Raw genomic sequence first — 25,455 nt, 5'->3', positions numbered from 1 at the left:
GGAGAACACCGGAATGTACGACGATGTCGCGACGGCGACGGCGACGGCGACGGCGATGCGGCCCGGTCCGGACCGGGCCTCGGGACGAGCGCGTACCGAGGGCCGGTCCGGATCAGGTCAACTTCCTGCATATATACGGGAGTTGCAGCGAAAAGCATCCGCGTGGGACCGGATGTGCCGAACTTCCTTGGTACGCCGGGGAACTGAGGGTCAGTCGCGCAGGGGGCGCGGCAGCTTCAGCAGCGTCACCGACGTCTTGACGCCGCTGTCGACCAGTCGGCCGTTCTCGTCGAACGCCTCGGCGCCGTCGGTCATCCCGAAGTCGTTGTCGTTGATGAGCGCGAGCGTGTCCCGGCCCGTCACCGCCACGCCCTCGATCTTCCCGGGCACGCCCGCGACCTTGCCCAGGTCGACCACCAGACGCTTGCGGAGCACCGGCACGCCCGACGCCGACGGGTCGGTGAGCTCCTCGTACGACGGGGACGTCGTCGGGTCGTCCCAGGCGGAGCCCAGGATGCCGGAGCCGTGCGGCAGCGACACCCGGTGCAGCCTGGCCGCCTTGTCCGTGCGCTCCTCCACCAGCAGGTCGTCGCGGCCGATCGCCACGACCGAGGAGATCTTCAGCTCGGAGGTGTCGTCCTCGCCCGGGTCCACGACGTCCACCGGGTCGAACCGGTAGGCGTACTCGGCGGTGACCGCGTGCTTCTTCGTCGAGAAGCGGAGCAGCCGCACATTGCGCGAGGACTCGCCCGCGTCCTGGTCGGGCAGCGACAGCGGGCTCTGCACCGCGAGCACCAGGTCGCCGCCCGGGAGCAGTGCCAGCCCCTCGAAACCACGGTTGCTTTTGCGGTGCAGCAGCACTCCCGGCAGCGCCTCCACCACCGGGTAGTCGGCGCCCGTCAGCCCGAGCCCCTGCGGGACGTACCGGGCCAGCACCCGGCCCCGGGCCGAGACGTGCACCAGGGAGGGCCCGTACTCGTCCACGAGCCAGAAGGTGCCGTCGGCCACGCGGACGATGCCTTCGGTGTCCAGGCCGTTCGGGTCGTACGAGAGGGGCGTCCTCGCGTCGTAGGTGTACGGCGCCTCGTCGCGGGAGCTCTGGTTCGACAGACCGGTGACCGGCTTGCCGGAACGGGTGGTGAGGGGGATGGCCTGCACCACCCGGAGGTGCTTCCCGCTGACACGGACCTTGACGATCGCCGGGTCGAAGCCGGGCACGGGGAAGGTGCGCCGCTTCTTCCCGTCGATCTTGATCTGTCCGTTGGGGCCGCGGTCGGTCACCGTCCAGAACTCGCCCTTGCGGCCCGCGGGGTAGATGTCGCTGCCGATGCCGCCGAGCTTCACCCCGCGGTCGTCGGCGACCGTCCCGGGCAGCAGCCGGTTGCTGAACCCGGCCAGCGGGATGTCGCCGAGCACCGCGCTCCCGGTGACCCGCGCCGTGCGCTCCGGATGCCCGTGCCGGTCCTGCGCCCCGGCGGCCGTCCCGGCGACGCACACCGTGCCGAGCAGCGCGAGCGGCAGCCCGACGGCGAGGGAACGACGGACAACACGAGCGGACATGGGGCCTCCTGTGGCGCGGAACTGCTTGACGGCCGTCAGGTTCCGCCCTCCTCGTCAACGCATGGTGACGTCCAGCTGAACGGGAGGGCAGAACGCGACGACGGGCGGGGGCGGGAGCACGCGGCCCCGCCCACCGCCCACCGCCGAACCGGCCGGACGAACGGCAGGTCAGCCGTCCGAGGCGGCCGAGCCGCCCAGCGCGGCCGCCGGATCGTCGTCCGCCGGACCCGCCGGCATCCAGCGCCCGCCCTCCTTCCGGTACGGCCACCAGCGCCCGTCCGGCCCGTAACGGAGCTGTACGCCCTCGTCCACCGCGGTCCAGCGGTTGCCCGCGGACCGCAGCCGGGGCTGTTCGCCCTCCTCCCACGCCCCGGCGAGCCGCGCCCGCGCCCGTGCCAGGGACTCCGGGTCGGGGGTCCACTCCTCGTCGAGCACGGCGAGCGCGGCGGCCCCGCCGTGCTGCCAGGCACGCACCGCCGCGTCGAGTTCGGCCCGTCGCCGCCCCGATCCGGTGGCCAGCCGTGCCATGATCCGGGGCTCCGGGCGGGCCTCCGCGGCCAGCCGAACGGCGTCCTGTTCCGGCGTCAGCCCCGCGGTCGGCGGCTGTTCCCCGTGCCCGGCGCGGAGCGCCTCGGCCAGCATCCGGTGGGCGCGCGCCGCGCCGTCCGTCGCCAGCACCTCCAGGGCCGCCGGGTCGACACCGGGACGCGGTTCGGTCTCCGTGTCCAGCGACGGCGCGGCGCCGGGCTCCGCGGGCAGCGGCGGGGGAGCGGGCAACGGGGGCAGGATGTCCCGCGCCGCGAACGCCTCGTCCGCCCGCACGCCCCGGACACCGCCTCCGTCGGCCGCGGCCGGACCGGGCTCCCCGTGCCCCTCGGCGCGGGCCGCGATGCGGATCTGGAGCTCGTCCAGGATCCGCCGCTCACCGCGCCCCCGCATGAGCAGCAGCACGAACGGGTCCTGGTCCAGCAGCCGCGCCACCTGGTAGCACAGGGCCGCGGTGTGCGGGCAGTGGTCCCACGCCTCGCACGTGCACTCCGGATCCAGGTCGCCGATGCCCGGCAGCAGCTCGACCCCGGCCGCCGCCGCGTCCTCCACCAGGTGCGGCGGCATCTCCCGGTCCAGGAGCGCCGCGATGTGCCCGGACCGTTCGACGGCCATCGCCAGGAACCGTTCCCAGTCCGCCTCGTCGAGCTCCTGGAGCAGTACGTCGCTGCGGTACGTGGACGAGTCCCCGTCCCGGACCACCGCGGTGATCCGGCCGGGCCGCACGGTGACCGCGCCCACCCGGCCCTCGCGGGCGAACCGGCGGCCCTTCTTGAGGTGCTGGTTGTCGAGCGCGGTGTCCTCCAGCGCCTTCAGCCACGCCTGGCCCCACCAGGAACCGGCGAATCCCCGGCCGTGCGCGGGCGGCAGCGGGGCGAAGGTGCGTTCCTGTCCCGGCGCACCGCCCTCGTCGTCCCCGTACGTGCCGTCGTCGTACCGGTCCCCGTCGTAACCGTCACTCATCGCGTGCCCCCTCGCAGCTCCACCAGATCGGCCAGTTCCGCATCGGTCAGTTCGGTCAGCGCGGCCTCGCCGGAGCCGAGCACCGCGTCCGCCAGTCCCTGCTTGCGGGCCAGCATGTCGGCGATCCGGTCCTCGATCGTGCCCTCGGCGATCAGCCGGTGCACCTGCACCGGCTGGGTCTGGCCGATCCGGTACGCACGGTCGGTGGCCTGCGCCTCGACCGCCGGGTTCCACCAACGGTCGAAGTGCACGACATGGCCCGCCCGGGTGAGGTTGAGGCCGGTTCCGGCAGCCTTCAGCGACAGCAGGAAGACCGGGGCCTCGCCCGCCTGGAAACGGTTCACCATCGCCTCGCGCTCCGCGACCGGGGTACCGCCGTGCAGGAACTGCGTGCGCACCCCGCGCCCGGCCAGATGCCGTTCGAGCAGCCGGGCCATCTGCACGTACTGGGTGAACACCAGCACGCTCGCCCCCTCCGCCAGGATCGTGTCGAGCAGCTCGTCGAGCAGCTCCACCTTTCCCGAACGGTCCGTGATCCGGGGCTCCTCCTCCTTCAGGTACTGCGCCGGGTGGTTGCAGATCTGCTTCAGGGCCGTCAGCAGCTTGACGACGAGACCGCGCCGGGCGAAACCGTCGGCACCGGAGATCGCCTCCAGCGTCTCGCGCACGACCGCTTCGTACAGTCCCGTCTGCTCCGCCGTCAGCGACACCGTGCGGTCCGTCTCGGTCTTCGGCGGCAGCTCCGGGGCGATGCCCGGATCGGACTTGCGCCGTCGCAGCAGGAACGGCCGCACCAGCGCGGCGAGCCGCTCCGCGGCCGCCGGGTCACCGCCCTCCGCAGTGCGCGCGTAACGGGTGCGGAAGGTCCCGAGCCGCCCCAGCAGACCGGGCGTCGTCCAGTCGAGGATCGCCCACAGCTCGGAGAGGTTGTTCTCCACCGGGGTGCCGGTGAGCGCCACCCGGGCCCGCGCGCCGATCGTCCGCAACTGCTTGGCCGTCGCCGAGTACGGGTTCTTCACGTGCTGCGCCTCGTCGGCGACCACCATGCCCCACCGGACCTCCGCGAGCCGTGCCGTGTCGAGCCGCATCGTGCCGTACGTGGTGAGGACGAACCCGTCGCCCTCCAGGGCGTCGAGGCTGCGCGCCGCGCCGTGGAAGCGCCGAACCGGTGTGCCCGGCGCGAACTTCTCGATCTCCCGCTGCCAGTTGCCCATGAGGGACGTCGGGCAGACCACCAGGGTCGGCCCGGCGGCCTCCTCGGTGCCCTGACGGTGCAGATGCAGGGAGATCAGCGTGATGGTCTTGCCGAGCCCCATGTCGTCGGCGAGGCAGCCGCCCAGACCGAGTGAGGTCATGGTGTGCAGCCAGTTCAGCCCGCGCAGCTGGTAGTCGCGCAACGTCGCGGCGAGCGCGGCGGGCTGGCCGACCGGCTGCGCCCCGTCCTGCTCCCCGGCCGCCTCCGGGTCGGCGACCAGCCGGCGCAGCCGCTCCAGCCAACCGGTGGCCCGGACCTCCACCCGGCGGCCGTCGACCTCGGTGGAACCGGTCAGCACGGCCCCGAGCGCATCGATCGGAGCGATCTTCCGGTCCTGGGTCTCGCGGGCACGCCGCGCCTCCTCGGGATCGATCAGCACCCACTGGTCCCGCAGTCGCACCACCGGCCTGTTGGCCTCGGCCAGGCGGTCCAGCTCGGCCCGGCTGAGCTTCTGGTCGCCCAGGGCGAACCACCAGTCGAACGCCAGCAGCGCGTCGGCCGACATGAGCGACGGCGCGTCGGAACCGGTGGGTACGAACCCCTCGCGCTCCTCGTCGTCCCCGTCGCCGGCCGGGCCGATCACCGCGCGTGCGGTGAGCTTGCGGGCCAGCTCCCTGGGCCAGTGCACCTGGACCCCGGTCGCCGCGAGCGCCCGCCCGGCGGGGCCGAGGAGATCGGCGAGTTCGTCGTCCGCGGGCTCGACGGAGTCGGGCACGGCGGCGGACAGCAGCGGGGACAGCGGGGGCCAGGCGCGGGCGGCCCGGCGCAGCGCCAGCAGGGTGTCCATCCGGGCCCGGGGACCGAGCGCCGCGGCGCCCGCACCGCCCGACCAGACCTCGGCGGCATCGGCGACCAGCGCCGGGTCGCTGACGCTGTGGATCTGCAGGACGGCCCGGAAGGCGGGTCCGGCGGACTCCTCGTCGTCCCCGTCCGGCGCCGTCAGCCCGGACACCTCGACCCGGAGCGACAGCCGGACGCCCGCGTCGTGCCCGGCCGCGACATCGGCGACCCAGGCACGCTGGTCGGGAAGGCGCTGCGGCTCGTCGGCGGTGAACGCCGGACCGCCGCCCGCGGACACCGCGGCGGGGGAGCGCGGCAGACCGTCCGCCACGGCGTCGAGGAACGCCCGCAGCAGCACCTCGGGTTCGGGCAGGAGAACGGGCTCGGTGTCCCCGTCGAGCGGTACCGCGTGGGCGGTGGGAGGCATCGACGCCGCGAGGGTACGGATCTGCGACTGGTCGTCGGCGGTCAGCGGTCCGACCCGCCAGGCGTCGTGGTCCGTGGCGCTGAGCCCCGGCAACAGCAGCCCCCGGGCCGCGATGTGGAGGGCGAGGAGCGTCGCCGCGCCCCAGAACGCCGCCGCGTCGGAGGCGTGCGCCGCGACCCGTGCCCGCGTCAGCACGGGCAGCGCGTCGCGGACCGGGACCATCCGCGCGGGCACGGAGTACACCCTGGCATCGGCACCGACGACGTCCAGCTCCTCCACGGAACCGGGGGCGTCCGGCGGAGCACTGCCGTCCGGATGCCAGAAGGCGAGGCGGCCGGCACGCGCGGGATCGCCGGGCAGGAAGACCACGGAGCAGGAGGAGAGAACGGAGATCTCCGAAAGTGTTGCCGCAGGAAGTCTGTGCACAGTGACGCCGAGTTCCTCAAATTTGACTAGTGGGCAGTCGAGTCGCCGAGGGTACTCCATCGATGACCGCCGCCGCGCGACGAATCGTCGTGATCCACATCACTTCCGGGATGTCCGACTGCTCCTCCTCGTAGGGCCCGGCCCCCGGACATACACCGTCCGGGGGTGCAACCACCCTTCGGAGGTGGGGCAGGCCCCCCTGCGGCGCCGGGGGCTGTCCCCGGACGGTCCGGGTGCTGGCGCCATGGTCGCCACATCGTGGCGGGCCTACGTTTCTACAGGTCAATCCAGCTTTTCAGAGACCGGAGACCTCATGTCCCAGGCCGTAGCCGCCGTCGTGGAAGGCACCCGTGACAGCGGAGGAAGCACCGCGGACACCGATGGCGGCGGGGCCGCCCCGGCCCAGGGAAGCGACTTCGCACCCCTGCTGCGGGCGGTGAAGGGGCAAGGGCTCATGGAACGGCGCACCGGATGGTACGTGGTGCGCATAGTTACCGATCTGATCGCGCTGGGTGCCGTCGTCACCGGGATGTTCCTTCTCGGCGACACGTGGTGGACCCTGCCGCTCGCGCTGCCACTGGCACTGTTCTGGTCGCGCGTCGCGTTCGTCGGACATGACGCCGGGCACGCCCAGATAACCGGTGCCCGCAAGGCGGGTCGGGCCATCGGCCTCTTCCACGCCAACCTGCTGCTCGGCATGAACGAGGCGTGGTGGAACGACAAACACGTACGCCACCACGCCAACCCCAACCACATCGACAAGGACCCGGACGTCGGCGTCGGAGCCCTGGTCTGGACCCAGAAGCAGGCGGCCCAGCGCGAGGGCTTCGCCCGCTGGCTCACCCGCAACCAGGCCCGCCTCTTCTTCCCGATGCTGCTCCTCGAAGGCATCGCGCTGAAGATCTCCGGCTTCCAGTACCTGCGCCGACAGCCCGCCCGGGAACGCGCGCTCTCCGCGCTGCTCCTGGTCGCCCACCTCGGCCTCTACGCGGCGCTGCTGCTCACCGTCCTGTCCCCGGGGAAGGCCGTCGTCTTCGCACTCGTGCACCACGCGCTGTTCGGGCTCCACCTGGGCATGGCCTTCGCGCCGAACCACAAGGGCATGGAGATGCCCGACCCCGACGGCGAACGCTGGGGCCACCTCCGGCGCCAGGTTCTCACCTCGCGCAACGTACGCGGAGGCATCCTCACCGACTGGTTCCTCGGCGGGCTCAACTACCAGATCGAGCACCACCTCTTCCCGAGCATGCCCCGCCCGCACCTGCGCCTGGCACAGCCCATGGTGCGTGCCCACTGCAAGGCGCTCGGCATGCCGTACACGGAGACCGGGCTGATCGAGTCCTACCGGCAGGCCCTGCGCCACATGCACGAGGTCGGCGAGCCCCTGCGGTGAGGCCCCGGCCCGGAGCGGAGCACCCCGGGCGGGCCGGAACCGATCGGCGCGCGGAGGCGTTCTCACAGCAGGAGCGGCTCAGGGCCGCGAAGGAGGCGTGGACGATGTCGAACAGCGCGAAGATCGCCATCGGGGGAGTCGTCGTAGCGGTGATCCTGATGCCGTTCATCGGTTTCTGGTTGTCGTTGCTGGTCCTGATCGGCGTTCCGGCCGTCGCGTACCTGCTGCTGGATCCCTCCCAGCGACGCAGGCTCCGCAGGATCACCCGCAAGGAAATAGGGCGCTGAACAAGGCTGGACCAAGAAGGGTTCCGCATTGAGCGGGACAGCGACGACGGTGAGCAGGAACGAGGCGTACTCGTTCACCAAACCGAACCGGGAGAGCATCAGGCTCCTCGCCGGACTCGGTGTGGAGGGAGACGTGCACGCGGGGTCATGGTCAAGCACCGCTCCCGGGTCGCGCGGGACCCCACCCGGCCGAATCTGCGCCAGGTCCGCCTCATCCACGAGGAACTGCTCGGCGAATTGAGGGAAGCCGCATTCGACGTCTCCCCGGGGGACCTCGGGGGGAACGTCACCACCAGGGGGATCGATTTTCTCGCCCTTCCCGTCGGGGCCCTGCTGCGCCTCGGTGACGAGGCGGTCGTCGAGGTCACGGGACTGCGCAACCCCTGCCCGCAGATCGACAACTTCCGCGACGGACTTCTCAAGCATGTCGTGGGCCGCGACGAATCGGGCCGGATCGTGCGCAGGGCGGGGATCATGGGCGTCGTCACGGTCGGCGGGGTGGTCCGGCCGGGCGACCCGATCGAGGTCGAACTGCCCACGGGGCCGCATCGGGCGCTGGAGCGCGTGCGGGGACGAGGGGTACGACGGGCCGGGAAGTCCGAGCCCCCGGGCCCTTCGACCCCGACTTTCTGTCCCGGCCCTCCGCCCGGGTGCCCGTAGCCGAGCTCAGGCCGGGCGTACCGCGAGCGCGTCCAGGGCCTTCAGCAGGCCGGGCAGCTCCGTGCCGCGTCCGACCGGCAGAACCTCGCCCGGCTCCTCGTCCAGCAGGATGAACGCGATGTCGTCGGTCCGGGCGACCAGGGACCAGCCGGGACCGTCGGCGCGCAGCATCCGGGCATCGCCCGAGGCGAAGGAGGACCGGACACGGCCGGGCGGCGGCGGGGCATCGAGGTAGCCACGGGCCTCCGCGAGCGCCCGCCGCACACCGGGATGAGCCCCCGAGGGGATTTCACCGGCCGGTTCCCCGGCGGCGGCGTCGGCCCGTGGGTCCGGGCCGACGCCGGCCCCGGCGGACTCGGAGGGTCCGGCATCGGCCCGGGACTTGGCTCCGGCCTCCGCAACGGCTCCGGCATCGGAACCGACGCCGTCGGTGTCGGAGCCGGCTTCGGCGTCGGCATCGGGCGGGGAAACGGAATCCGCTTCCGCTCCGGCCGGGGTGCCGAAGGCCGGGTCGCCGTCGAGCTGCTCGCGCCAGGCGGTCCACTGGTGAGCTATCTCGTCCGCTCCCATGCGCCGCTGGGCGGGCCCCCACGAATCCGTGTCGGGCGGTGCCAACGGCGTGGGGTCGGTGCCCTCGGCCTCCGGGTCGGGCAACGGGTCGTGCGGGGCCGCCACGCCCGGGGCGGCGACCGCCACCGGAAGGGGCCAGCCGGGCAGCGCGCAGACCACCGAACGGTCGTCGGGGGAGAGGTCGTACTCCATGCCGCAGTCCCAGGCCGCGATGGCGACGGCGACCAGGGACACGTCCTCGACGACGACGGTCCACCGCGCGCCGGCGCCGTCCTGGCCGAGGACGAGTCCGTAGCCCTCGGCGTACGGTTCGAGGGCGAACGCGGCGCACGCGGCCGGGTAGTCGTCGCCGAGGAGGCTCGGGAACTGCGCCGGTGTCAGCAGCGCCGCGGTCAGCACATACAGCGCGTCGTCATCGGCGACTGTGTCGGTCGTCCCGGTCACGGCACCCTCCTCGTCCGTCATCCCTGTCCGTCGGCGCACCCTAACCAGTCGGTAACCCGCTCGTCGAGGCCCTGACAAAGGAGGAAGCGGGCCGTGAAGGGGCTCCTCCGGAACGGACCGCCCCCGATGGAACCGTGAGCACGCATGACTGGCCGGAACGTATTCGTGGTGCACCCGTCAGCGATACGTTTGGACCTTCGGACCGAGCCGAGGGGGCAGCGCAGTGAAGCGGTACGACCGGCTGAAGGAGATCCAGCGCCTCGATCCGGAACGGGACTTCCTCCGGATCTACCGGATCACGGCGACGTACGAATTCCCCTGGGACATCGCCCGTGCTCTCGAACTCGCCCTGTACCGCACGTACGCCGTGCCCAGCATCGGCCGCCTCCTCGCCCGGACCGCCGAGATGACGGACCGCACGCAGAAGCGCTACGACGACACCGCGCTGCTCCTCGACGCCGTCGTGGAGCACGGCTTCGACAGCGACCCGGGACGCACGGCCCTGCGCCGGATCAACCAGATGCACCGCAGCTACGACATCACCAACGACGACATGCGATACGTCCTGTGCACCTTCGTCGTCACCCCGAAGCGGTGGATCGACGACTACGGCTGGCGCCGGCTGTCCGATCACGAACTGCGGGCGTGCGCCGCCTACTACCGGACCCTGGGCACCCACATGGGCATCAAGGATCTGCCGCAGTCGTACCAGGACTTCGAGGACACCCTCGACACCTACGAGGCCGAGCACTTCGGCTGGGACGAGGGAGGGCGCCGGGTCTCCGACGCCACGCTCGACCTGATGGCCTCCTGGTATCCCCGCCCCTTCGCCCCCGCCGCACGGAAGGCCGCCCTGGCGCTCCTCGACGATTCGCTGCTGAGGGCATTCCGGTACGAACGTCCGGGGCCCGCGACCTGCGGCCTCGTCCACGGAGCCCTGCGCCTGCGGGCCCGGGCGGTACGCCTCCTGCCGCCGCGCACCGCACCGCACTACGCCAGGCAGAACCCGGAGATCAAGGGATACCCGAACGGCTACGAGCTCTCCGCGCTCGGTACGTTTCCGCGCCCGGGAGCCGGCGGCTGCCCGGTCCCGCACGACCGCCGTCCCGCCGCCCCGGCGGAATGAGTACGGCGGGACCGGGCCGGGGCGCGAGAGGCGAGAGACCGGCCAGGCTGCGAGCACCGCGTCGAACGCCTGTGCCCCGAAGGGCGGGTGAGCCGCATCGACGAGGACCGGCGTCCCCTCCCGGTCGCGGCCCGGCAGGCCCTCCCGAGTACCCGGTACCGGGGCGGGAGGGCCCGCATCCGTCGTCCGTACCGCCTCCGGATCAGACGTTGACGCCGTAGTCGGACGCGATACCGGCCAGGCCCGAGGCGTACCCCTGACCGACGGCCCGGAACTTCCACTCCGCGCCGTGCCGGTACAGCTCGCCGAAGACCATCGCGGTCTCGGTCGAGGCGTCCTCGCTGAGGTCGTAACGGGCCAGCTCGACGCCGTTCGCCCGGTTCACCACACGGATGAACGCGTTGCGGACCTGGCCGAAGCTCTGCCCACGGCTCTGCGCGTCATGGATCGAGACCGGGAAGACGATCTTGGCCACATCCGCCGGGACCGTCGACAGCTCCACATTGATGGACTCGTCGTCGCCCTCGCCCTCACCGGTCAGGTTGTCACCGGTGTGCTGGACCGAACCGTCCGGGCTGGTGAGGTTGTTGTAGAAGACGAAGTGCAGGTCGGAGAGGACCTTGCCCGTGTTCGAGCACAGCAGCGCGCTCGCGTCCAGGTCGTGATCGGCGCCCGTCGTCGTCCGCACGTCCCAGCCCAGGCCGACCGTCACTGCGGTCAGGCCGGGTGCCTCCTTCGACAAGGAGACGTTGCCGCCCTTGGCCAGGGTCACACCCATGAACATCCTCCAACGATCAATTGGTCCAGCGATTCGGTGATGTGGTGAACAGCGCTTCCTTCGGCCGTCACCGGAGGGAACGACGACGTGACAGCCATGGTTCCCTCAATTGCGCAAGCCCTGAAGTGAACGTCGGGGCGAGGTGACGTACGTTGGTCAACCGGCGCCCTGGACACGTGAGTCGGTACGGGGCTCCTGCGCATCGGTCTCCTTCATGGCCTTCGCCTCACTCTTCAGGATCCGCATGGATTTGCCCAGGGCCCGGGCCGCATCCGGCAACTTCTTCGAGCCGAACAGCGCGATCATCACAATCGCCACGATCAACAGGTGCCAGGGTTCGAGGCCGTTGCGCAACATGTGCGTGTCGCCCTTCCTTTCGGTGCTTCGGCCGGCGTTTCCGCTCGGCGTCCGCGGACAGTGCTTCAGGGTGACTGCGGACAGGTCGGGGGATCCGCCCGAACATCAATGCTTGCTACATTGCGCAACTGTACAACCATGGGGTGGCGGAGCACGTCATACCCCGTGGAAGCCGGACGGATGGGGTGGCCGATGACGGGAAGTCGCACAGCGGGAACGCGCAGGGGAAGGGGCAGTCGCCTGCGGCGGACAGCCATGTTCGGGCTGTCGTTCCTCGTGCTGCTCGTCGCCGGTGTCGGGTGGGGCTACCTCAAGCTCGGCGGCAGCATCGCCACCTTCAGCGCGGACGGGATCTCCGACAACCGGCCGCCCGACTCGTCGAACGGACAGAACGTCCTGGTCATCGGATCGGACTCGCGCTCGGGCGACAACGTCAAACTGGGCGGCGGCACGGGGACGGTGGGGCGCTCCGATACCGCTTTCCTGCTCCATGTGTACGGCGACCGCAAGCACGCGGTCGCCGTGTCCATCCCGCGCGACGCCCTCGTGGACATCCCGGCCTGCAAGAAGCCGGGCGGCGAGTGGACGGCGCCGCAGCACGACGTGATGTTCAACGGGGCGTTCTCGGTGGGGGAGACGCCAGAGGGGAACCCCGCCTGCACGCAGAACACGGTCGAGCAGCTCACCGGCCTGCGCGTCGACCACACCGTGGTCATCGACTTCGCGGGATTTTCGGCACTGACCTCCGCCGTCGGCGGAGTGCCGGTGTGCCTGCCCAAGGACATCTATCAGCGAGACCTCAGCCCGAAACGGCCCACCCGGGGCGACCTGATCTTCACGAAGGGGCCGCAGTCCGTCTCCGGGCAGCGCGCGCTCGACTACGTCCGGCTCCGGCACGGCATCGGTGACGGCTCGGACATAGGGCGTATCAAGCGTCAGCAGGCGTTCGTCGCCTCCCTCGTCAAGAAGATCAAGTCCCAGGGGCTGAACCCCACGACGCTGCTGCCCCTGGCCAAGTCGGCGACCGACGCGATGACCGTCGACCCCGGGCTCGGCTCGGCCGACCGGCTCCTGTCGTTCGCGATGTCGATGAAGAACGTCGACCTGCACAACACCAAGTTCGTGACGGTTCCCTGGCGCTACGAGGGTGCGCGCGTCGCGATCGTCGAGCCGGACGCCGACGCGCTGTGGGCCACCCTGAAGGCCGACCGGACGGTCGACGGCAAGGACGCCAGCGGCAAGGGATCGGGCAAGGACGAAAAGACGGACAAGGAATCGATCCCGCCCGCGGCCCCGGTTTCCGGCAAGGGCATCGATGTCGCCGTCTACAACGGCACCACGGTCACCGGACTTGCGGCCCGCGCCGCCGAACTCCTGCGCTCCCGGGACTTCACCGTCACCACCACGGCCACGGCGAGCAGGCAGGACCATGCCACGACCGTCGTCGAGTACGGACCGGGACTGCGGGACGAGGCGGAGACCACGGCGCGGCTCTTCGCCGGAGCCAGGGCGACGGCATCCGACATCCCCGGGATCCAGGTGATCCTCGGCAGCTCCTACGCGGCCAACCCCTCGGCCGCATCGGAGAAACCGGCATCCTCCGGTGTCCCGTCCGCCGTCGCCGACGAGGTGCGGTCGGCCGACGACGACCCGTGCGCGAACCTCTCGTACGGCTGACCTCCCACCGGGTGCGGGCGCGGGAGCACTGCGCCGGGTGGGTAAGGAACGGGGGCTGGGACACGGTGCGACGACAGGCGCGCCGCGTCCCCACCGGCGTCGTTCTCAGGCGCCCAGTTCACGCAGGCGCATGGACCGTACCGGCATGTGGCCGGCGCGTTCGGTGAGCTGGCCCACCATCAGCCGGACGACGGTCACCACATCGGGGTCGTCGACCAGGTACACCTGGCGGCGGCCCTCGCGCCGCGAGCGGACCAGGCCCGCCAGTTTCAGTTTCGTCAGATGCTGGCTCACCGAGGGGAGCGTGCCGCCCACCCGGTCGGCGAGGCCCGTCACATCGCTCTCGCCCTGGGACAGGGCCCACACGATGTGCAGCCGTGCGGGCGTCGCCAGCAGGCCGAAGGCCGCCGCGGCCTCCGCCAGTACCTCGGCGGGCGGATCCTCGAAACCGCCGTCGGCAGCTGTCGACACTCTTGCTCTCCCTGTCCGCGTGGCCGATTCCTCGCACCCGAAGGGTTCAGTGTAGGCGCCGGACAATTGCTGAGCGCTTTCGATGAGATCCGGCCACAGTGAACGGAGGAACTCCTCGCCGGGGCGGGGGATCCGGCCGGCTGCACGGACGAGCCGAACGGGCGGCCGTGATCGCAGTGACCAGGGGATTCGAGTGATTCGGCATACGATTCGACCCCCCGTTCCGCCCCTTCGGCGCACCCGGACGAAACCGCTTCCGGCCCCTGCGGGACGAACTCCCCCAAGGGGGCCCGGACCCAGCCACATGGCAAAGGAGTGCTTGCCCCTGCGTGACCGGTGCGCAAGGCTTACGCGCACGGGGCACGGGGAACGCATGAGCGGGGAGGAGCGGGGAAATGGCGCTTGACAGGGGACTCGACTGGCTCCTTGACGACCTCACGAGCCGGGTCGAGTACATACGGCATGCGCTGGTGCTGTCGAACGACGGACTGGTGACGGGCGCGAGCACGGACCTGGCGCGCGAGGACGCGGAACACCTCGCCGCGGTCGCGTCGGGGCTCCAGAGCCTCGCCCGCGGATCGGGGCGCCACTTCCGGGCCGGGAAGCCCCGGCAGACGATGGTCGAGTTCGACGAGGCGATGCTGTTCGTGACGGCGGCCGGGGACGGCAGTTGTCTGTGCGTGCTGAGCGAGGCGGAGGTCGATGTCGGCCAGGTCGCGTACGAGATGACACTGCTGGTGAACAGGGTCGGGGAGCATCTCGGTGTTGCCGCGAGGCAGACGGGGAGCGAGGAGGACGACGGGATCTGACCCGGCCACGAGGTTATCCACAGGCTGGGCGGGTGATTCCTCCTCCGCGTTACGGTGGTCACAGAGAGTGATCGATCCGTACGGGGGAGAGCATCATGACTGTTACAGAAGGCGTGCGCACCGGGGTCGGCGGCGCGCGGGACACGGGCACCGGTGCCGCCGTCGGCGTCGCGGACACGATGGCCATGGGCACGGCGGCGCGGGAACTCCTGCTGAAGCGCGGTGAGTTCGCCATCGCGGTGCATCTGGGACTGATCCGGCTGACGGTGCGACAGGGCGGGGGAAGGCCCAGGATCGACCACGCGGAGGTCCAACGGCTCCGGTCCCAGGGAGGGTTCCCGGAAGCGCTGCGGGAAAAGGTGCGCGCGGTGGGGACCGCGGAAGGGGCCCGACTGCTGGGCATCGGCCCCGACCGCTTCACCCGGCTCGCCCGCGCAGGGTGCCTCACCCCGATCGCGCTCTACGTCAACCGGTACCGGGCGGTTGTCTGGCTCTACCTCGCGGAGGAACTTGCCGGATTCGCCGCCGGGCAACCCGAACTCCTGACGGGCAGGAGTCCGGCCTGGGTGCGGGACCGGTTGGCGGAAGGCGCCGACCACCGTGCACGGAACTGGCGTTCGCGCCGGGTCGAGCGGCTGCTGCACCTCACGGAGGATCCCTGGGCACGGGCGGCGGTGGTCGCCGAGACGCTGGATCCGGTGCAGCTGGCGGAGGTGGTCGACGACCCGTACGAACGCGCCTACCTCGCCAGGATCAGGCCGGAACCTGCCTTCGCACCGACGGCGTCGCCGTCCGCCCGGGAAACCGTGGCGCAGCTGATGCGGGCCGACGAGCCGGATGAGATGTTGTGGCGGCGGGTCGGCCTGATCATGGAGTTGGACAACGCCCGGGAGGTCCGCCCGGCTCCGCGCCCGGACGCCGGATGGAGTGCTCGCCCTCGTCCCTTCCCCGCTCCGCGACAGGAGCACCGCCCCGAAGCCGACGCGGATTCCGAAGTGGATTCCGAAGCCGGAATCGACCTCGGCGCGGAGACCGACCAGGGCCCCGACTCGGGGCCCGAACGGGGCCCTGGGTCCGGCGTCGGGACAGCGCCCGCGGAGGTCGTGCCCGCCCCGGTACCGATGCCGGACCTTTTTCGAACCCCTGATCAGGTATCGGCCCCGGCGCAGGTCCCGGATCGAACCCCGGTCTCGGGCCCGGCCGCGCTGTCCGATCCGACCGCGGTGCCCGGCCCGCTCCCGGCATCGGACTCGCGCCCGGTTCCGGCCCCTGGCCCGGTCGTGATGCCGCGCCCGGCTCTGGCGCCCGGTCGGCCCTTGGCGCATGGCTCGGCTCCCGGCCCGGATTCGGTGCCCGGATGCGCCACGACGCTTGCTCCGGGTGCGGCTCCGGCTCCGGCGGTCGCGGTGGGGCCCGCGTCCGGCCTGCTCGCCCGGTTCCGTCTGCGCAGGCGTGCGTCCGGGACCGGGCGCGGTCGGCGCCCCGGGCCGGGCCGTGCGCCGCATGGTGCGTGATGGAGCGAAAGGGGATGAAAGCGTCGCTCACGCAGCCAGGCGGCTCGCGACGGGTGGGAAAACAGGTCGCGGACGAAGATTGCTGCGGGCATCCTGGCTGCCATGCTGATCAGGGAAGCCACCACCGAGGACTGGCCCGCCATCTGGCCGTTCTTCCACGAAATCGTCGCTGCGGGCGAGACCTTCACCTACCCTCTCGACCTCGGAGAGGAGGAGGCCGAATCCTGGTGGCTCCTCAAGTCCCCCAACCGCACGGTTGTCGCGGTCGACGGCGACGGGACGATCCTCGGCACGGCCAAGATGAACAACAACCACATGGGCAACGGCTCGCACATCGGCAGCGCCAGCTACATGGTCGACCCCGAGCGCTCGGGGCAGGGTGTGGGCCGGGCCCTGTGCGAGTACACCTTGGAATGGGCCCGCGAGGCGGGGTTCCGGGCCATGCAGTTCAACGCGGTCGTGGAGACGAACACCCACGCCGTCCGGCTCTACCAGTCGCTGGGCTTCGAGATCCTGGGAACCCTGCCCGAGGGGTTCAACCACCCGGAGCGCGGCCTGGTCGGGCTGCACATCATGCACCGACGCCTCTGAAAGCACCGACCTCTCTGAAAGCACCGACGTCTCCGACGGAGCCAAGGCCCCGCCCTCCGGCTCGTCCGGACCGGGTCGGGGCGAGCGGTTCGTCACACCGGTTCCGTCGCGGGCCGGGCGGTGGACACGGGCGGCACCGGGGGGCCGATCTCGCACCAGACCGCCTTGCCCTCCCCTCGGGGCTCGATTCCCCAGCGGGTGGCGACGGCGTCCAGGAGCAGCAGCCCCCGCCCCGACGTCGCGGTCTCGCCGGGGCTGCGACGCCTCGGCCAGGCACTGGAGCGGTCCTGCACGGACAGCCGGACCCGGCGGACGGGCTCCGGCAGCACCTCCAGAGTGAGCACCGCCCCACCCTCCGTGTGCAGCAGGACGTTCACCAGCAACTCGCCGGTGACGAGCTCCGCGTCGTCGGCGAGCTCGGCCATGTCCCAGTCGGTCAGGGCCTGGCGCACGATGGTACGGGCGTCGGAGAGCCCCTCCGGGTCGGCCTGGTGGATGTACTGGTGCAGCCGCGGCGCCCGCGGCGACCCGGGATCCGGGCTGCGCCGGAGCACCAGGAGGGCCACGTCGTCCCCCGAACCCCAGCGTTCCCAGAGCCGCTCCGACAGATGGTCGGCCAGCGCCTGGGCGCCAGCCGGCCCCGCGCTCACCTCGTTGATCAACGTCCGGACGCCCGAGTCGATGTCGGCCCCCGGCTCCTCCACCAGACCGTCGGTGTACAGGACGAGGGTCTCGCCCGGCACCAGGTCGAGCCGGGTCTCGGGGAACTCCTCGTCCCCGAAGTCGGTCGAGATGCCCAGCGGCAGACCACCCCGTACCTGGGGGCTGCCGACCCGGCCGTCCGTGTGCCGGATCAGCGGTCCGAAATGCCCGGCACGGACCACCCGCACGGTTCCCGACGCCAGATCGACCTGGGCGTACGTGCAGGTCGCGAAACGGTCCGTGTCCAGCTCGGCGAGAAAGCGCGAGGCCCGCGCCAGCACCGTCGACGGCGAGTGCCCCTCGGCGGCGTACGCGCGCAGGGCGATGCGAAGCTGCCCCATGGTGGCGGCGGCGTGCGTGTCGTGACCCTGCACGTCGCCGACCACGATCCCGAACCGGTTCTTGGGCAGCGCGATCACGTCGTACCAGTCGCCGCCGACCTGCCGGCCGCTCCAGGCCGAGTGGTAGCGCACGGCGATCTCGCCGCCCTCGATCTCCTGGATCCGCCTCGGCAGCATCGCGGACTGGAGGCCGGTGGCGAACTCGCGCTCCTCGTCGAAGAGCTTCGCGCGCTGCAGGGACTGGGCGACGATGGCGGCCAGCCCCAGGCACAGATTGCGCTCGTCCGCGTTGAAGGCCGTTCTCTCACGGTAGAAGAGCGCCAGGGTGCCGAGGGAGCGCGCCTGGGCCACGAGCGGCAGATAGGCGGCGGCACGGAACTCCATCCGGTCGGCGTGAGGGGCCAGCACCGGGTAGCGGTGGACGAGCGCGGAGACCGAGGTCAGGAATCTGGGCCGACCGCTCAGGGTCGTGTCGGCCAGCGGGAAGTCACGGTCCAGGCCCGCGGATCGGATCTCGTCGATCGCCTCCACCGAATCGCCACTCAGCGCGATGACGTTCATCGAGGTGTTCTCGACCAGCCCGAGCGAGAGCCCGTCCGCGCCGAGCCGGGCGAGCCCGCCCGGCCCGGTGAGCGAAGCGGTCACGTCGTCCACGGTCACCGCCCGCGACAAGGCGCTCGTTGTGCGTTCAACGATGCTGGTCTGGCGTTGCCGACGCTTTTCCAGATCCAGCACGAAGGCCGAATGGGTGACCTCGGCGGTGGCGTCCTGCACCACCCCGATGATCCGCTCCACATGACCGTCCCCGGTGCGCAGTATCCGGGCCTGGATATGGGTCCACTGCTCCTTGCCGTTGTCCAGCGGCACCCGGAAGTGCACGCTGTACGAACTGCGCCCGCTCTGGATCGCCTCGTCGATCGCCACTTCGAGACGGGTCCGCTCCGACTGTTCGAGCCGCTCCATCACGGTCTCGGGCCGGGAATCGAAGGTCCGGGGGTCCAGACCGAACACCAGCAGCCCGGCCTCGTCGATGTCGAGCGTGTCGGCCCCCACGTTCCACTCGAAGCTGCCCGTCCGGTTCATGGCAAGCCGCTGAGCCGTTGCGGTCTCGCCGTTGTGCGTCCGGTCGATCAGCAGGCGGGGCGGGACGGATCTGCTCGGTTGCTGGTCGTGATCGGTCATTCCTGCTCCGAGGTCGCCGGGCTGGGCTGCCGGGCGGCGCGGCCCGTGCCGGGTGTCTCAATTGTCGAACCGGTTCCGGCAGGCTGCCACAGCGGATGCCCGACGAAATCCGGCCCGCGCACCACGCCCGGCGGCTCCGGTACCCCTGCCGTACCGGGCCTGGTCCCACCCCCGCAGAATGGCAGCGGAAGATCGTCCGTGATCTGCGGTCGATACGGCACAGGGGCTGACCGGAGCGCATTCATGAATCACGAGGATCCCGTTCTGCTGCACACCGAGGGACGCGTCCGGCACATCACGCTCAACCGTCCACGCGCCCTCAACGCGCTGAACCACGTCATGGTGGCACGCGTCGACGAAGCGCTCGCCGAGGCCGAACACGACGACTCCGTCATCGCCGTCCTGATCACCGGAGCGGGCGAACGCGGCCTCTGCGCGGGCGGCGACATCCGCTCCATCTACGAGGACGCCCGCGCCGGGAACGACGCGTCGACGGGCTTCTGGCGCGACGAGTACCGGCTCAACGCCCGCATCGCCCGCTTCCCCAAGCCGTACGTCGCGATCATGGACGGCATCGTGATGGGCGGAGGCGTCGGAGTCTCGGCCCACGGGGACGTCCGTGTCGTCACCGAACGCTCACGCGTCGCCATGCCCGAGACCGGAATCGGGTTCGTCCCCGACGTGGGCGGAACGCACCTCCTCGCCGCGGCACCCGGGGAACTGGGCACCCATCTGGCCCTCACCGCGGACGCGGCCGGTCCCGGCGACGCGCTGCTGTGCGGGCTCGCCGACCACTTCGTCCCGTCGCACCACCTCACCGCGCTCGTCACGGACCTCGCCGGCTGCGGCACGGCCACGGAGATCGAGAAGGCGGTGCTGCGGTACGCCTCGCCCGCACCGGCCGGTGAGCTGGCCGAACACCGGGAGTGGATCGACTCCTGCTACCGGGCCGACACCGTCGAGGAGATCGTCGACCGGCTCCGCAGCAGCGGCGTCCCAGCCGCCGAACGGGCCGCCGGGACGATCATGGCCAAGTCGCCCACCGCGCTCAGGGTGACCCTCGCCGCGCTGCGCCGGGCCCGTGGACTCAACAGCCTGGAAGCAGTGCTGGACCAGGAATACCGCACCTCGTGCACCGCCTTCACCAGGCCCGACCTGGTGGAGGGCGTGCGGGCCCAGATCATCGACAAGGACCGTTCCCCGCAGTGGAGCCCGGCGGCCCTCGCCGACGTCACCGACGCGGACGTGGAGCTCTTCTTCGCCCCGCTGGGCGACCGGGAACTCGGCCTGGCCCCCATCCAGCAGACGGGCCCGGCCACCGGTTCCCCGACGGAGCACTGAGCCGGTACGGGCCGCCCGCACCCGGGGCGGAGCCGTCACGACAGGACGGACCCGCCCCGGAGCACGCACGGACTCAGAGTTCTCCCGGGCCGTCCACCACACGGAAGGGCACGCCGAGGAGCCCGGCCGCCGCTCTGAGGTCCTTGGCGCGGTGGCCGGTGCACAGCGTCCAGTGATGGCCGACCCCCGTCGCGGACCAGGCGTCCGTCCACTCGCCGGGATCGAAGCCGAAGTCGACCCGGGACGTGGTGTTGCCGATCTCCAGCAACGGTCCCGGCACGACCTCCCCCTCGGAGGCGATGAAGGTGAGGGTGCCGTCGGCCTCCTGCCCGATGCCGAACGTGGTGACCGGGCCGTGCTCGACGTCGAATTCCACGCTGACGCCCCAGCCGCGCTTGCCGTGGTAGACGCCGAGCCCGCGCAGCAGCGGGTCCCCGGAACTGATCGCGAGATGGGCGGGACCGTCATGGCCCATCTCGACGACCCGGTCCCGGAAATTGAGGGCCTGGAACTCGGTGAAGGAACCACCCGCCCCCAGGGTGTCGGCGACCAGCATGGCCAGACTGGTGCGCAGCTCGTACTCCCCGGCCATCGGGACGCCGCGCGCGGTCAGCAGCGAAGCGCCCAGGATCATCCCGGCGCCGAGCCGTTCGTGGATCTCGCCCTCCAGACCGCGGTGGTAGTAGGCGAGGCTGTCCAGCCCGAAGTCCTCCACCAGCCGGTCCAGCCCGACCGAGACCCGGGCCGCCCACGCGAGGTCGTCCTCGTCGACGGAACCGTCGAGCGTGAAGACCTCACGCGCCAGCGCGACGCGTTCGGAGGCGGCCGCGTCCGTCACGGCGGTGACCCGGACCCGCAGATCGTCGAACTCGAGGACCTCGACGTGCCCGCCGAACCGGGTGGAGACCAGCGTCATGTCGGTGGACACGTCGAGCATGCCGGGATAGAGGTGGCCCATCAAACCGTGCCGCCCGTGGCGCAGCACCCCGCGCACCCGGGCGGCACGGATCCAGAGGCGGATCCTCTCCCAGGCGTTCTCGTCGCGCAGATGGCCCGACACGGACCGGAAGGGGATCCCGCCGCGCCGGAACACATTGGCGATCTCCGGCAGCGGGCACTGACCGCAGTAGGCCAGCCACGCCCCCGTGTCCGTGTTCGCGTGGTCCATCGCCTCGGTCGGCTGGAGGTCGATGACCAGCACCGGAGCGTGGGCGCGCTGGGCGACGGGCAGGACCATCGAGGCCGTGAGGTACGTCGTCAGGAACGTCACGACGATGTCGCAGTCGGCCGCGCGCAGCTTCCCGGCCGCCCCGGCGGCCTCCTGCGGATCGGAGACGAAGCCGGCGTCGACGACCTCGCAGTCCATCTCCTCGAACCGTTCGGTCACGAAGCGCGCGGATTCCCGCAACCGTTCGAGGAGACCGGGGAACTGCGGCCAGTACGCGCCGAGCCCGCCGGAGACCAGACCCACACGGGTACGACGGCGTGTGACGCGGGTGAGTGCGGAGCCCGGCACAGCGGGCGGGACATCAGCCATGGGTTTCCTTCCTCCGTCTTCCGTACCGGGTCCGGTCCGCCCCCGTGGGCGCCCGGACCGCTGTCGAGGGCGGGACACCGGGCGCCCGGACCGGCTCCAGCCGTGCGGCCGCCCGGTCCCACTCCCGTTGATCGCCCCGCGGGGTGTAGTGACGCAATTCCTGGGTCCGTGCCACGAGCCGTCTCATGTCGTCGAGGCCCCCCACCAGCCCGTGGGCACGGGCCTGCAACAGGATGTTGCCGAGCGCGGTCGCCTCGGCGGGACCGGCCGTGACGGGGAGCCCGGTGGCGTCCGAGGTCCACTGGCACAGCAGCGCGTTGCGCGACCCCCCGCCGACGAGATGGATCCGGACCGGCTCCCGCCCCGCGAGGGCGGCGGCCAGGCGCAACGCCCTGCGATGTGCCAGCGCCAGACTCTCCAGCACGCAGCGCACGTACCCGCCGGGACCGTCCGGCGGTGCCTGCCCGGTCCGCGCGAGGTGGGCGTCGATGCGCGCCGGCATGTCGCCCGGTGCGAGGAACGCCTCGTCGTCCGGGTCGATCACCGCGGCGAACGGCCGGGCCCGGGCCGCCTCCGCGAGCAGCCGGTCCAGCCCCGGGGAGACGCCCTGCCGGTCCCACGTCCGACGACACTCCTCCAGCAGCCACAGCCCCATGACGTTGCGGAGATAGCGGATGGTGCCGTCCACCCCGCGCTCATTGGTGAAGTTCGCCGCCCGGGACTCCTCCGTCAGGACCGGGGCCGTCAGTTCGAGCCCCGCCAACGACCACGTGCCGCAGGAGAGATACGCGAACCCCGGCTCCGTCGCGGGCACCGCGGCGACCGCCGACGCGGTGTCGTGCGAGGCGACGGTCGTCACCGGCGTCCCGGCGGGCAGACCGGTGTACTCGGCGACGTGCGGCAGCAGTGTCCCCGCAGGATCACCGGGCTCGCGCAGCGGCGGGAACCACGAACGGTCCAGCCCCAGCCGGCCGATCAGCGCATCGGACCAGGTCCCGGCGGATGCGTCGAACAGACCGGTCGTCGACGCGTTGGTGATCTCCGCACCCACCGATCCCGTCAGCCAGTGCGTCAGCAGATCGGGGATCAGCAGCACCGTCCGCGCAGCCTCCCACTGGGCACTCGTACGGTGGGCGGCCAACTGGAACACCGTGTTGAACGGCAACTGCTGCAACCCGCCGACGGCGTACAGCTCCCGCCCGTCGCACTCGGCCAGCACCCGGCGGGCGGCCTCGGCGTTCCGGTCGTCGCGGTAGTGGAACGGCGGCCCCAGCAGCACCCCGTCGGCATCGAGGAGGCCGTAGTCGACCGCCCAGGTGTCGATGCCGACCGAGGCGACCGGACCCGTGCGGGCGGCGGCCCGCAGCCCGTCCAGCATCCCCTGGTACAGGGCGAGCACGTCCCACCGCAGCCCGTCCGGCAAACGGACCGGCGTATTGGGGAAACGGTGCGCCTCGGACGGGACGAGCTCCCCGGGCCCCACCCGGCCGGTGATCACCCGGCCGCTGGTCGCACCGAGGTCCACGGCCGCGAAGACCGCCCCGCTCCCTGACGTCACGGACACGGCGACCTCCTTCCGGCCGGGGCGGCGGCGCGGATCATCGCAGGAACGCCGCGGCCACACCGGCATCGACGGGAATGTGCAGCCCCGTCGTGTGCGTGAGGTCGCCGCCCGTCAGCGCGAAGACTGCGTTGGCCACGTGTTCCGGGAGCACCTCGCGCTTGAGGAGCGTGCGCTGGGCGTAGAACTCCCCGAGCTTCTCCTCCTCGATGCCGTACGTGGCCGCGCGCTGGGCACCCCAGCCCGATGCGAAGATTCCCGAACCGCGCACCACACCGTCGGGGTTGACGCCGTTGACCCGGATCCCGTGCTCGCCCAGCTCGGCCGCCAGCAGCCGCACCTGATGGGCCTGGTCGGCCTTGGTGGCCGAGTAGGCGATGTTGTTCGGGCCCGCGAACACCGCGTTCTTCGACGTGACGTAGACGATGTCACCGCCGAGGCCCTGGACCCGCATCATCCGGGCGGCCTCCCGCGACACCAGGAACGAGCCGCGCGCCATGATGTCGTGCTGGAGGTCCCAGTCCTGTGCGGTGGTCTCCAACAGAGGCTTCGAGACGGAGATCCCGGCGTTGTTCACGACGAGGTCCACACCGCCGAACGCGAGCGCGGCGGCCCCGAACGCAGCGGCGATCTGCCGCTCGTCGGTCACGTCGGCCGTCACCGCGACGGCCGCGTCGGGCCCGCCGAGCTCCTGCGCCACCGAGGCGGCGTTCTCGGCGTCGCGGTCCGCGACGACGACACACGCCCCCTCCGCGACCAGTCGGTGCGCGATGGCCCTGCCGATGCCGGACCCCGCACCCGTGACCAGCGCCACCCGGGTCGCCAGGGGCCTGGGCCTCGGCATCCGACGCAGCTTGGCCTCCTCCAGCTCCCAGTACTCGATCCGGAACTTTTCGGATTCCTCGATCGGGGCGTACGAGGAGACGGCCTCGGCACCGCGCATCACCTGGATGGCGTTGAGGTAGAACTCCCCGGCGACCCGGGCCGTCTGCTTGTCCTTGCCGAAGGAGAACATGCCGACCCCGGGCACCAGCACGATCGCCGGGTCCGCACCGCGCATCTCGGGGGAGTCGGGCGAGGCGTGCCGCTCGTAGTAGGCGCGGTACTCCTCCCGGTACTCCGCGTGCAGTTCCCGCAGCCGCGCCTCGGCCTCGGCCGGCGGGGCGTCCGCGGGCAGGTCGAGAACCAGCGGCCGGACCTTCGTACGGAGAAAATGGTCCGGGCACGAGGTGCCGAGCGCGGCGAGCCGCGGATGCCCGGTGCGGGCGAGGAAGTCCAGCACCGGTTCCGCGTCGGTGAAGTGACCCACCTGCGGACGGTCGGTGGAGACCAGCCCGCGGATCAACGGGGCGAGCGCCGCCGCACGCTCCCGGCGCCGCTCCTCGGCCAATGGCTCCCGGCCCGCCCACACGGGACCGAACGGCTCGGCCCTGCCGCGCTCGTCCAGGAACGCCTCGGCGGTGCGGATCATCCAGAGGGCGTTGCGCTCGCACTCCTGGGACGTCTCGCCCCAGGCCGTGATGCCGTGCCCGCCCAGGATCACACCGACGGCCCGGGGGTTCGCCTCCTTGACCGCGGCGATGTCCAGGCCGAGCTGGAAACCGGGCCTGCGCCAGCCCACCCAGGCCACCTTGTCGCCGAAGCACTCCGCCGTGAGCTTCTCGCCGTCGGCGGCGCACGCCAGCGCGATACCCGAGTCCGGATGCAGATGGTCGACGTGCGCGGCCCCGACCAGGGCGTGCATCGCCGTGTCGATGGACGGGGCGGCGCCGCCCCTGCCGTGCAGGCAGTAGTCGAACGCCGCCACCATCTCGTCCTCGCGATCCACCCCCGGATACACATCCTCCAGCGCGCGCACCCGGTCCAGGCGCAGCACGGCGAGACCCGCCTCGGTCAGGGTGCCGAGATCGCCCCCGGACCCCTTGACCCACAGCAGTTCGGTCTCGCGGCCGGTGACCGGATCGATCTCGGTGGCCTTGGCCGAGGCGTTGCCGCCGGCGTAGTTGGTGTTGCGGGGATCGGAGCCGATGCGGTGGGCGCGCTCCAGCAGCGCGGCGACTTCGGGATGCGTCGCGGAGGTCATGGAATTCCTTCGTGGTCCGGAGAGGGAGAGGAGCGGAACGGGGCGGACGTACGGGGGAGGAGACCGGAACAGGC

General features: G+C 71.6%; 17 protein-coding genes and 3 pseudogenes. 9 read left to right on the top strand and 11 right to left on the bottom strand.

The window, feature by feature from the left end:
* Positions 1–210 precede the first annotated feature (210 nt).
* From ABZZ04_RS27890 to ABZZ04_RS27880, 3 genes are all read right to left on the bottom strand, one after another.
* Entirely contained in the window at positions 211–1,560 is a 1,350-nt protein-coding gene (locus ABZZ04_RS27890) for an esterase-like activity of phytase family protein (RefSeq protein ID WP_356934976.1), read from the bottom strand.
* Positions 1,561–1,728: 168 nt separating this feature from the next.
* Positions 1,729–3,069: an SWF or SNF family helicase gene (locus tag ABZZ04_RS27885; protein ID WP_356934975.1), complete on the bottom strand. Its 1,341-nt coding sequence runs from the start codon at positions 3,067–3,069 to the stop codon at positions 1,729–1,731.
* A complete protein-coding gene (locus ABZZ04_RS27880; RefSeq protein WP_356934974.1) occupies positions 3,066–5,957 on the bottom strand; it encodes a DEAD/DEAH box helicase in 2,892 nt (963 codons plus the stop codon). Before ABZZ04_RS27880 ends, ABZZ04_RS27885 begins: the two co-directional genes overlap by 4 nt.
* 313 nt (positions 5,958–6,270) lie before the next feature.
* Between ABZZ04_RS27880 and ABZZ04_RS27875 the strand changes: the two genes are divergently transcribed.
* The 3 genes and pseudogenes from ABZZ04_RS27875 to ABZZ04_RS27865 all read left to right on the top strand — a co-directional run.
* A complete protein-coding gene (locus tag ABZZ04_RS27875) occupies positions 6,271–7,350 on the top strand; it encodes an acyl-CoA desaturase (RefSeq protein WP_356934973.1) in 1,080 nt (359 codons plus the stop codon).
* Between the two features lie 104 nt (positions 7,351–7,454).
* A complete protein-coding gene (locus tag ABZZ04_RS27870; RefSeq protein ID WP_148832927.1) occupies positions 7,455–7,637 on the top strand; it encodes a hypothetical protein in 183 nt (60 codons plus the stop codon).
* 28 nt (positions 7,638–7,665) lie between these two features.
* Positions 7,666–8,204: pseudogene (locus ABZZ04_RS27865) on the top strand (MOSC domain-containing protein); the annotation flags it as partial.
* A 99-nt stretch (positions 8,205–8,303) separates the two neighbouring features.
* On the opposite strand, the gene ABZZ04_RS27860 reads toward ABZZ04_RS27865, so the two are convergent.
* Positions 8,304–9,311, bottom strand: a complete 1,008-nt coding sequence (locus ABZZ04_RS27860; RefSeq protein WP_356934972.1) for a hypothetical protein — start codon at positions 9,309–9,311, stop codon at positions 8,304–8,306.
* A 223-nt stretch (positions 9,312–9,534) separates the two neighbouring features.
* Between ABZZ04_RS27860 and ABZZ04_RS27855 the strand changes: the two genes are divergently transcribed.
* Positions 9,535–10,437, top strand: coding sequence for an oxygenase MpaB family protein (locus ABZZ04_RS27855; protein WP_356934971.1), 903 nt, complete (start codon positions 9,535–9,537; stop codon positions 10,435–10,437).
* Positions 10,438–10,639: 202 nt separating this feature from the next.
* Here the strand turns inward: ABZZ04_RS27855 and ABZZ04_RS27850 are convergent, their stop codons facing one another.
* Together ABZZ04_RS27850 and tatA are read right to left on the bottom strand one after the other, a co-directional pair.
* Positions 10,640–11,215 carry a TerD family protein gene (locus ABZZ04_RS27850; protein ID WP_356934970.1) on the bottom strand — a complete coding sequence of 192 codons (576 nt, stop codon included), beginning with the start codon at positions 11,213–11,215 and terminating at the stop codon, positions 10,640–10,642.
* 198 nt (positions 11,216–11,413) lie between these two features.
* Positions 11,414–11,572: pseudogene (gene tatA / locus ABZZ04_RS27845) on the bottom strand (Sec-independent protein translocase subunit TatA); the annotation flags it as partial.
* A gap of 255 nt (positions 11,573–11,827) precedes the next feature.
* Between tatA and ABZZ04_RS27840 the strand changes: the two are divergent.
* Positions 11,828–13,249, top strand: coding sequence for an LCP family protein (locus tag ABZZ04_RS27840; RefSeq protein WP_356934969.1), 1,422 nt, complete (start codon positions 11,828–11,830; stop codon positions 13,247–13,249).
* Positions 13,250–13,354: 105 nt separating this feature from the next.
* On the opposite strand, the gene ABZZ04_RS27835 is transcribed toward ABZZ04_RS27840, so the two are convergent.
* The gene (locus ABZZ04_RS27835) at positions 13,355–13,720 is read right to left on the bottom strand and encodes a metalloregulator ArsR/SmtB family transcription factor (protein ID WP_356934968.1); all 366 of its coding nucleotides are present in this window, start codon (positions 13,718–13,720) and stop codon (positions 13,355–13,357) included.
* Positions 13,721–14,115: 395 nt separating this feature from the next.
* Between ABZZ04_RS27835 and ABZZ04_RS27830 the strand changes: the two genes are divergently transcribed.
* The 3 genes and pseudogenes from ABZZ04_RS27830 to ABZZ04_RS27820 all read left to right on the top strand — a co-directional run bounded on the left by ABZZ04_RS27830 (position 14,116) and on the right by ABZZ04_RS27820 (position 16,634).
* Positions 14,116–14,529, top strand: a complete 414-nt coding sequence (locus ABZZ04_RS27830) for a roadblock/LC7 domain-containing protein (protein WP_356934967.1) — start codon at positions 14,116–14,118, stop codon at positions 14,527–14,529.
* Between the two features lie 95 nt (positions 14,530–14,624).
* Positions 14,625–15,443, top strand: a pseudogene (locus ABZZ04_RS27825) (DUF6397 family protein); the annotation flags it as partial.
* A gap of 702 nt (positions 15,444–16,145) precedes the next feature.
* Positions 16,146–16,634 (top strand): GNAT family N-acetyltransferase, encoded by a 489-nt coding sequence (locus ABZZ04_RS27820; RefSeq protein WP_356934966.1) that lies wholly within the window; start codon positions 16,146–16,148, stop codon positions 16,632–16,634.
* Between the two features lie 92 nt (positions 16,635–16,726).
* On the opposite strand, the gene ABZZ04_RS27815 is transcribed toward ABZZ04_RS27820, so the two are convergent.
* Positions 16,727–18,859, bottom strand: a complete 2,133-nt coding sequence (locus ABZZ04_RS27815) for a SpoIIE family protein phosphatase (RefSeq protein WP_356934965.1) — start codon at positions 18,857–18,859, stop codon at positions 16,727–16,729.
* 243 nt (positions 18,860–19,102) lie between these two features.
* Here ABZZ04_RS27815 and ABZZ04_RS27810 point away from each other — a divergent pair, with 243 nt between their 5' ends.
* A complete protein-coding gene (locus ABZZ04_RS27810; protein WP_356934964.1) occupies positions 19,103–20,200 on the top strand; it encodes an enoyl-CoA hydratase/isomerase family protein in 1,098 nt (365 codons plus the stop codon).
* Between the two features lie 73 nt (positions 20,201–20,273).
* Here the strand turns inward: ABZZ04_RS27810 and ABZZ04_RS27805 are convergent, their stop codons facing one another.
* The 3 genes from ABZZ04_RS27805 to ABZZ04_RS27795 are packed head-to-tail and all read right to left on the bottom strand — an operon-like array spanning position 20,274 to position 25,381.
* Entirely contained in the window at positions 20,274–21,737 is a 1,464-nt protein-coding gene (locus ABZZ04_RS27805; RefSeq protein WP_356934963.1) for an L-fucose/L-arabinose isomerase family protein, read from the bottom strand.
* Positions 21,730–23,301 (bottom strand): FGGY-family carbohydrate kinase, encoded by a 1,572-nt coding sequence (locus tag ABZZ04_RS27800; RefSeq protein WP_356934962.1) that lies wholly within the window; start codon positions 23,299–23,301, stop codon positions 21,730–21,732. The genes ABZZ04_RS27805 and ABZZ04_RS27800 overlap by 8 nt, the downstream gene beginning before the upstream one ends.
* A gap of 34 nt (positions 23,302–23,335) precedes the next feature.
* Positions 23,336–25,381 (bottom strand): bifunctional aldolase/short-chain dehydrogenase, encoded by a 2,046-nt coding sequence (locus tag ABZZ04_RS27795; RefSeq protein ID WP_356934961.1) that lies wholly within the window; start codon positions 25,379–25,381, stop codon positions 23,336–23,338.
* Positions 25,382–25,455: the final 74 nt, after the last annotated feature.

It is taken from the genome of Streptomyces sp. NPDC006435 (assembly GCF_040612315.1).
GTDB lineage: Bacteria > Actinomycetota > Actinomycetes > Streptomycetales > Streptomycetaceae > Streptomyces.
The sequence above is the reverse complement of the archived record's forward strand: the minus strand, read 5'-3'. Positions and strand labels throughout refer to the sequence as shown.

Coding starts and splice junctions, on each gene's coding strand:
- ABZZ04_RS27870 (WP_148832927.1), top strand. CDS start 7,455: ATGTCGAACAGCGCGAAGATCGCCATCGGGGGAGTCGTCGTAGCGGTG.
- ABZZ04_RS27795 (WP_356934961.1), bottom strand. CDS start 25,381: ATGACCTCCGCGACGCATCCCGAAGTCGCCGCGCTGCTGGAGCGCGCC.
- ABZZ04_RS27840 (WP_356934969.1), top strand. CDS start 11,828: ATGTTCGGGCTGTCGTTCCTCGTGCTGCTCGTCGCCGGTGTCGGGTGG.
- ABZZ04_RS27875 (WP_356934973.1), top strand. CDS start 6,271: ATGTCCCAGGCCGTAGCCGCCGTCGTGGAAGGCACCCGTGACAGCGGA.
- ABZZ04_RS27850 (WP_356934970.1), bottom strand. CDS start 11,215: ATGGGTGTGACCCTGGCCAAGGGCGGCAACGTCTCCTTGTCGAAGGAG.
- ABZZ04_RS27815 (WP_356934965.1), bottom strand. CDS start 18,859: ATGACCGATCACGACCAGCAACCGAGCAGATCCGTCCCGCCCCGCCTG.
- ABZZ04_RS27830 (WP_356934967.1), top strand. CDS start 14,116: ATGGCGCTTGACAGGGGACTCGACTGGCTCCTTGACGACCTCACGAGC.
- ABZZ04_RS27890 (WP_356934976.1), bottom strand. CDS start 1,560: ATGTCCGCTCGTGTTGTCCGTCGTTCCCTCGCCGTCGGGCTGCCGCTC.
- ABZZ04_RS27805 (WP_356934963.1), bottom strand. CDS start 21,737: ATGGCTGATGTCCCGCCCGCTGTGCCGGGCTCCGCACTCACCCGCGTC.
- ABZZ04_RS27885 (WP_356934975.1), bottom strand. CDS start 3,069: ATGAGTGACGGTTACGACGGGGACCGGTACGACGACGGCACGTACGGG.
- ABZZ04_RS27810 (WP_356934964.1), top strand. CDS start 19,103: ATGAATCACGAGGATCCCGTTCTGCTGCACACCGAGGGACGCGTCCGG.
- ABZZ04_RS27820 (WP_356934966.1), top strand. CDS start 16,146: ATGCTGATCAGGGAAGCCACCACCGAGGACTGGCCCGCCATCTGGCCG.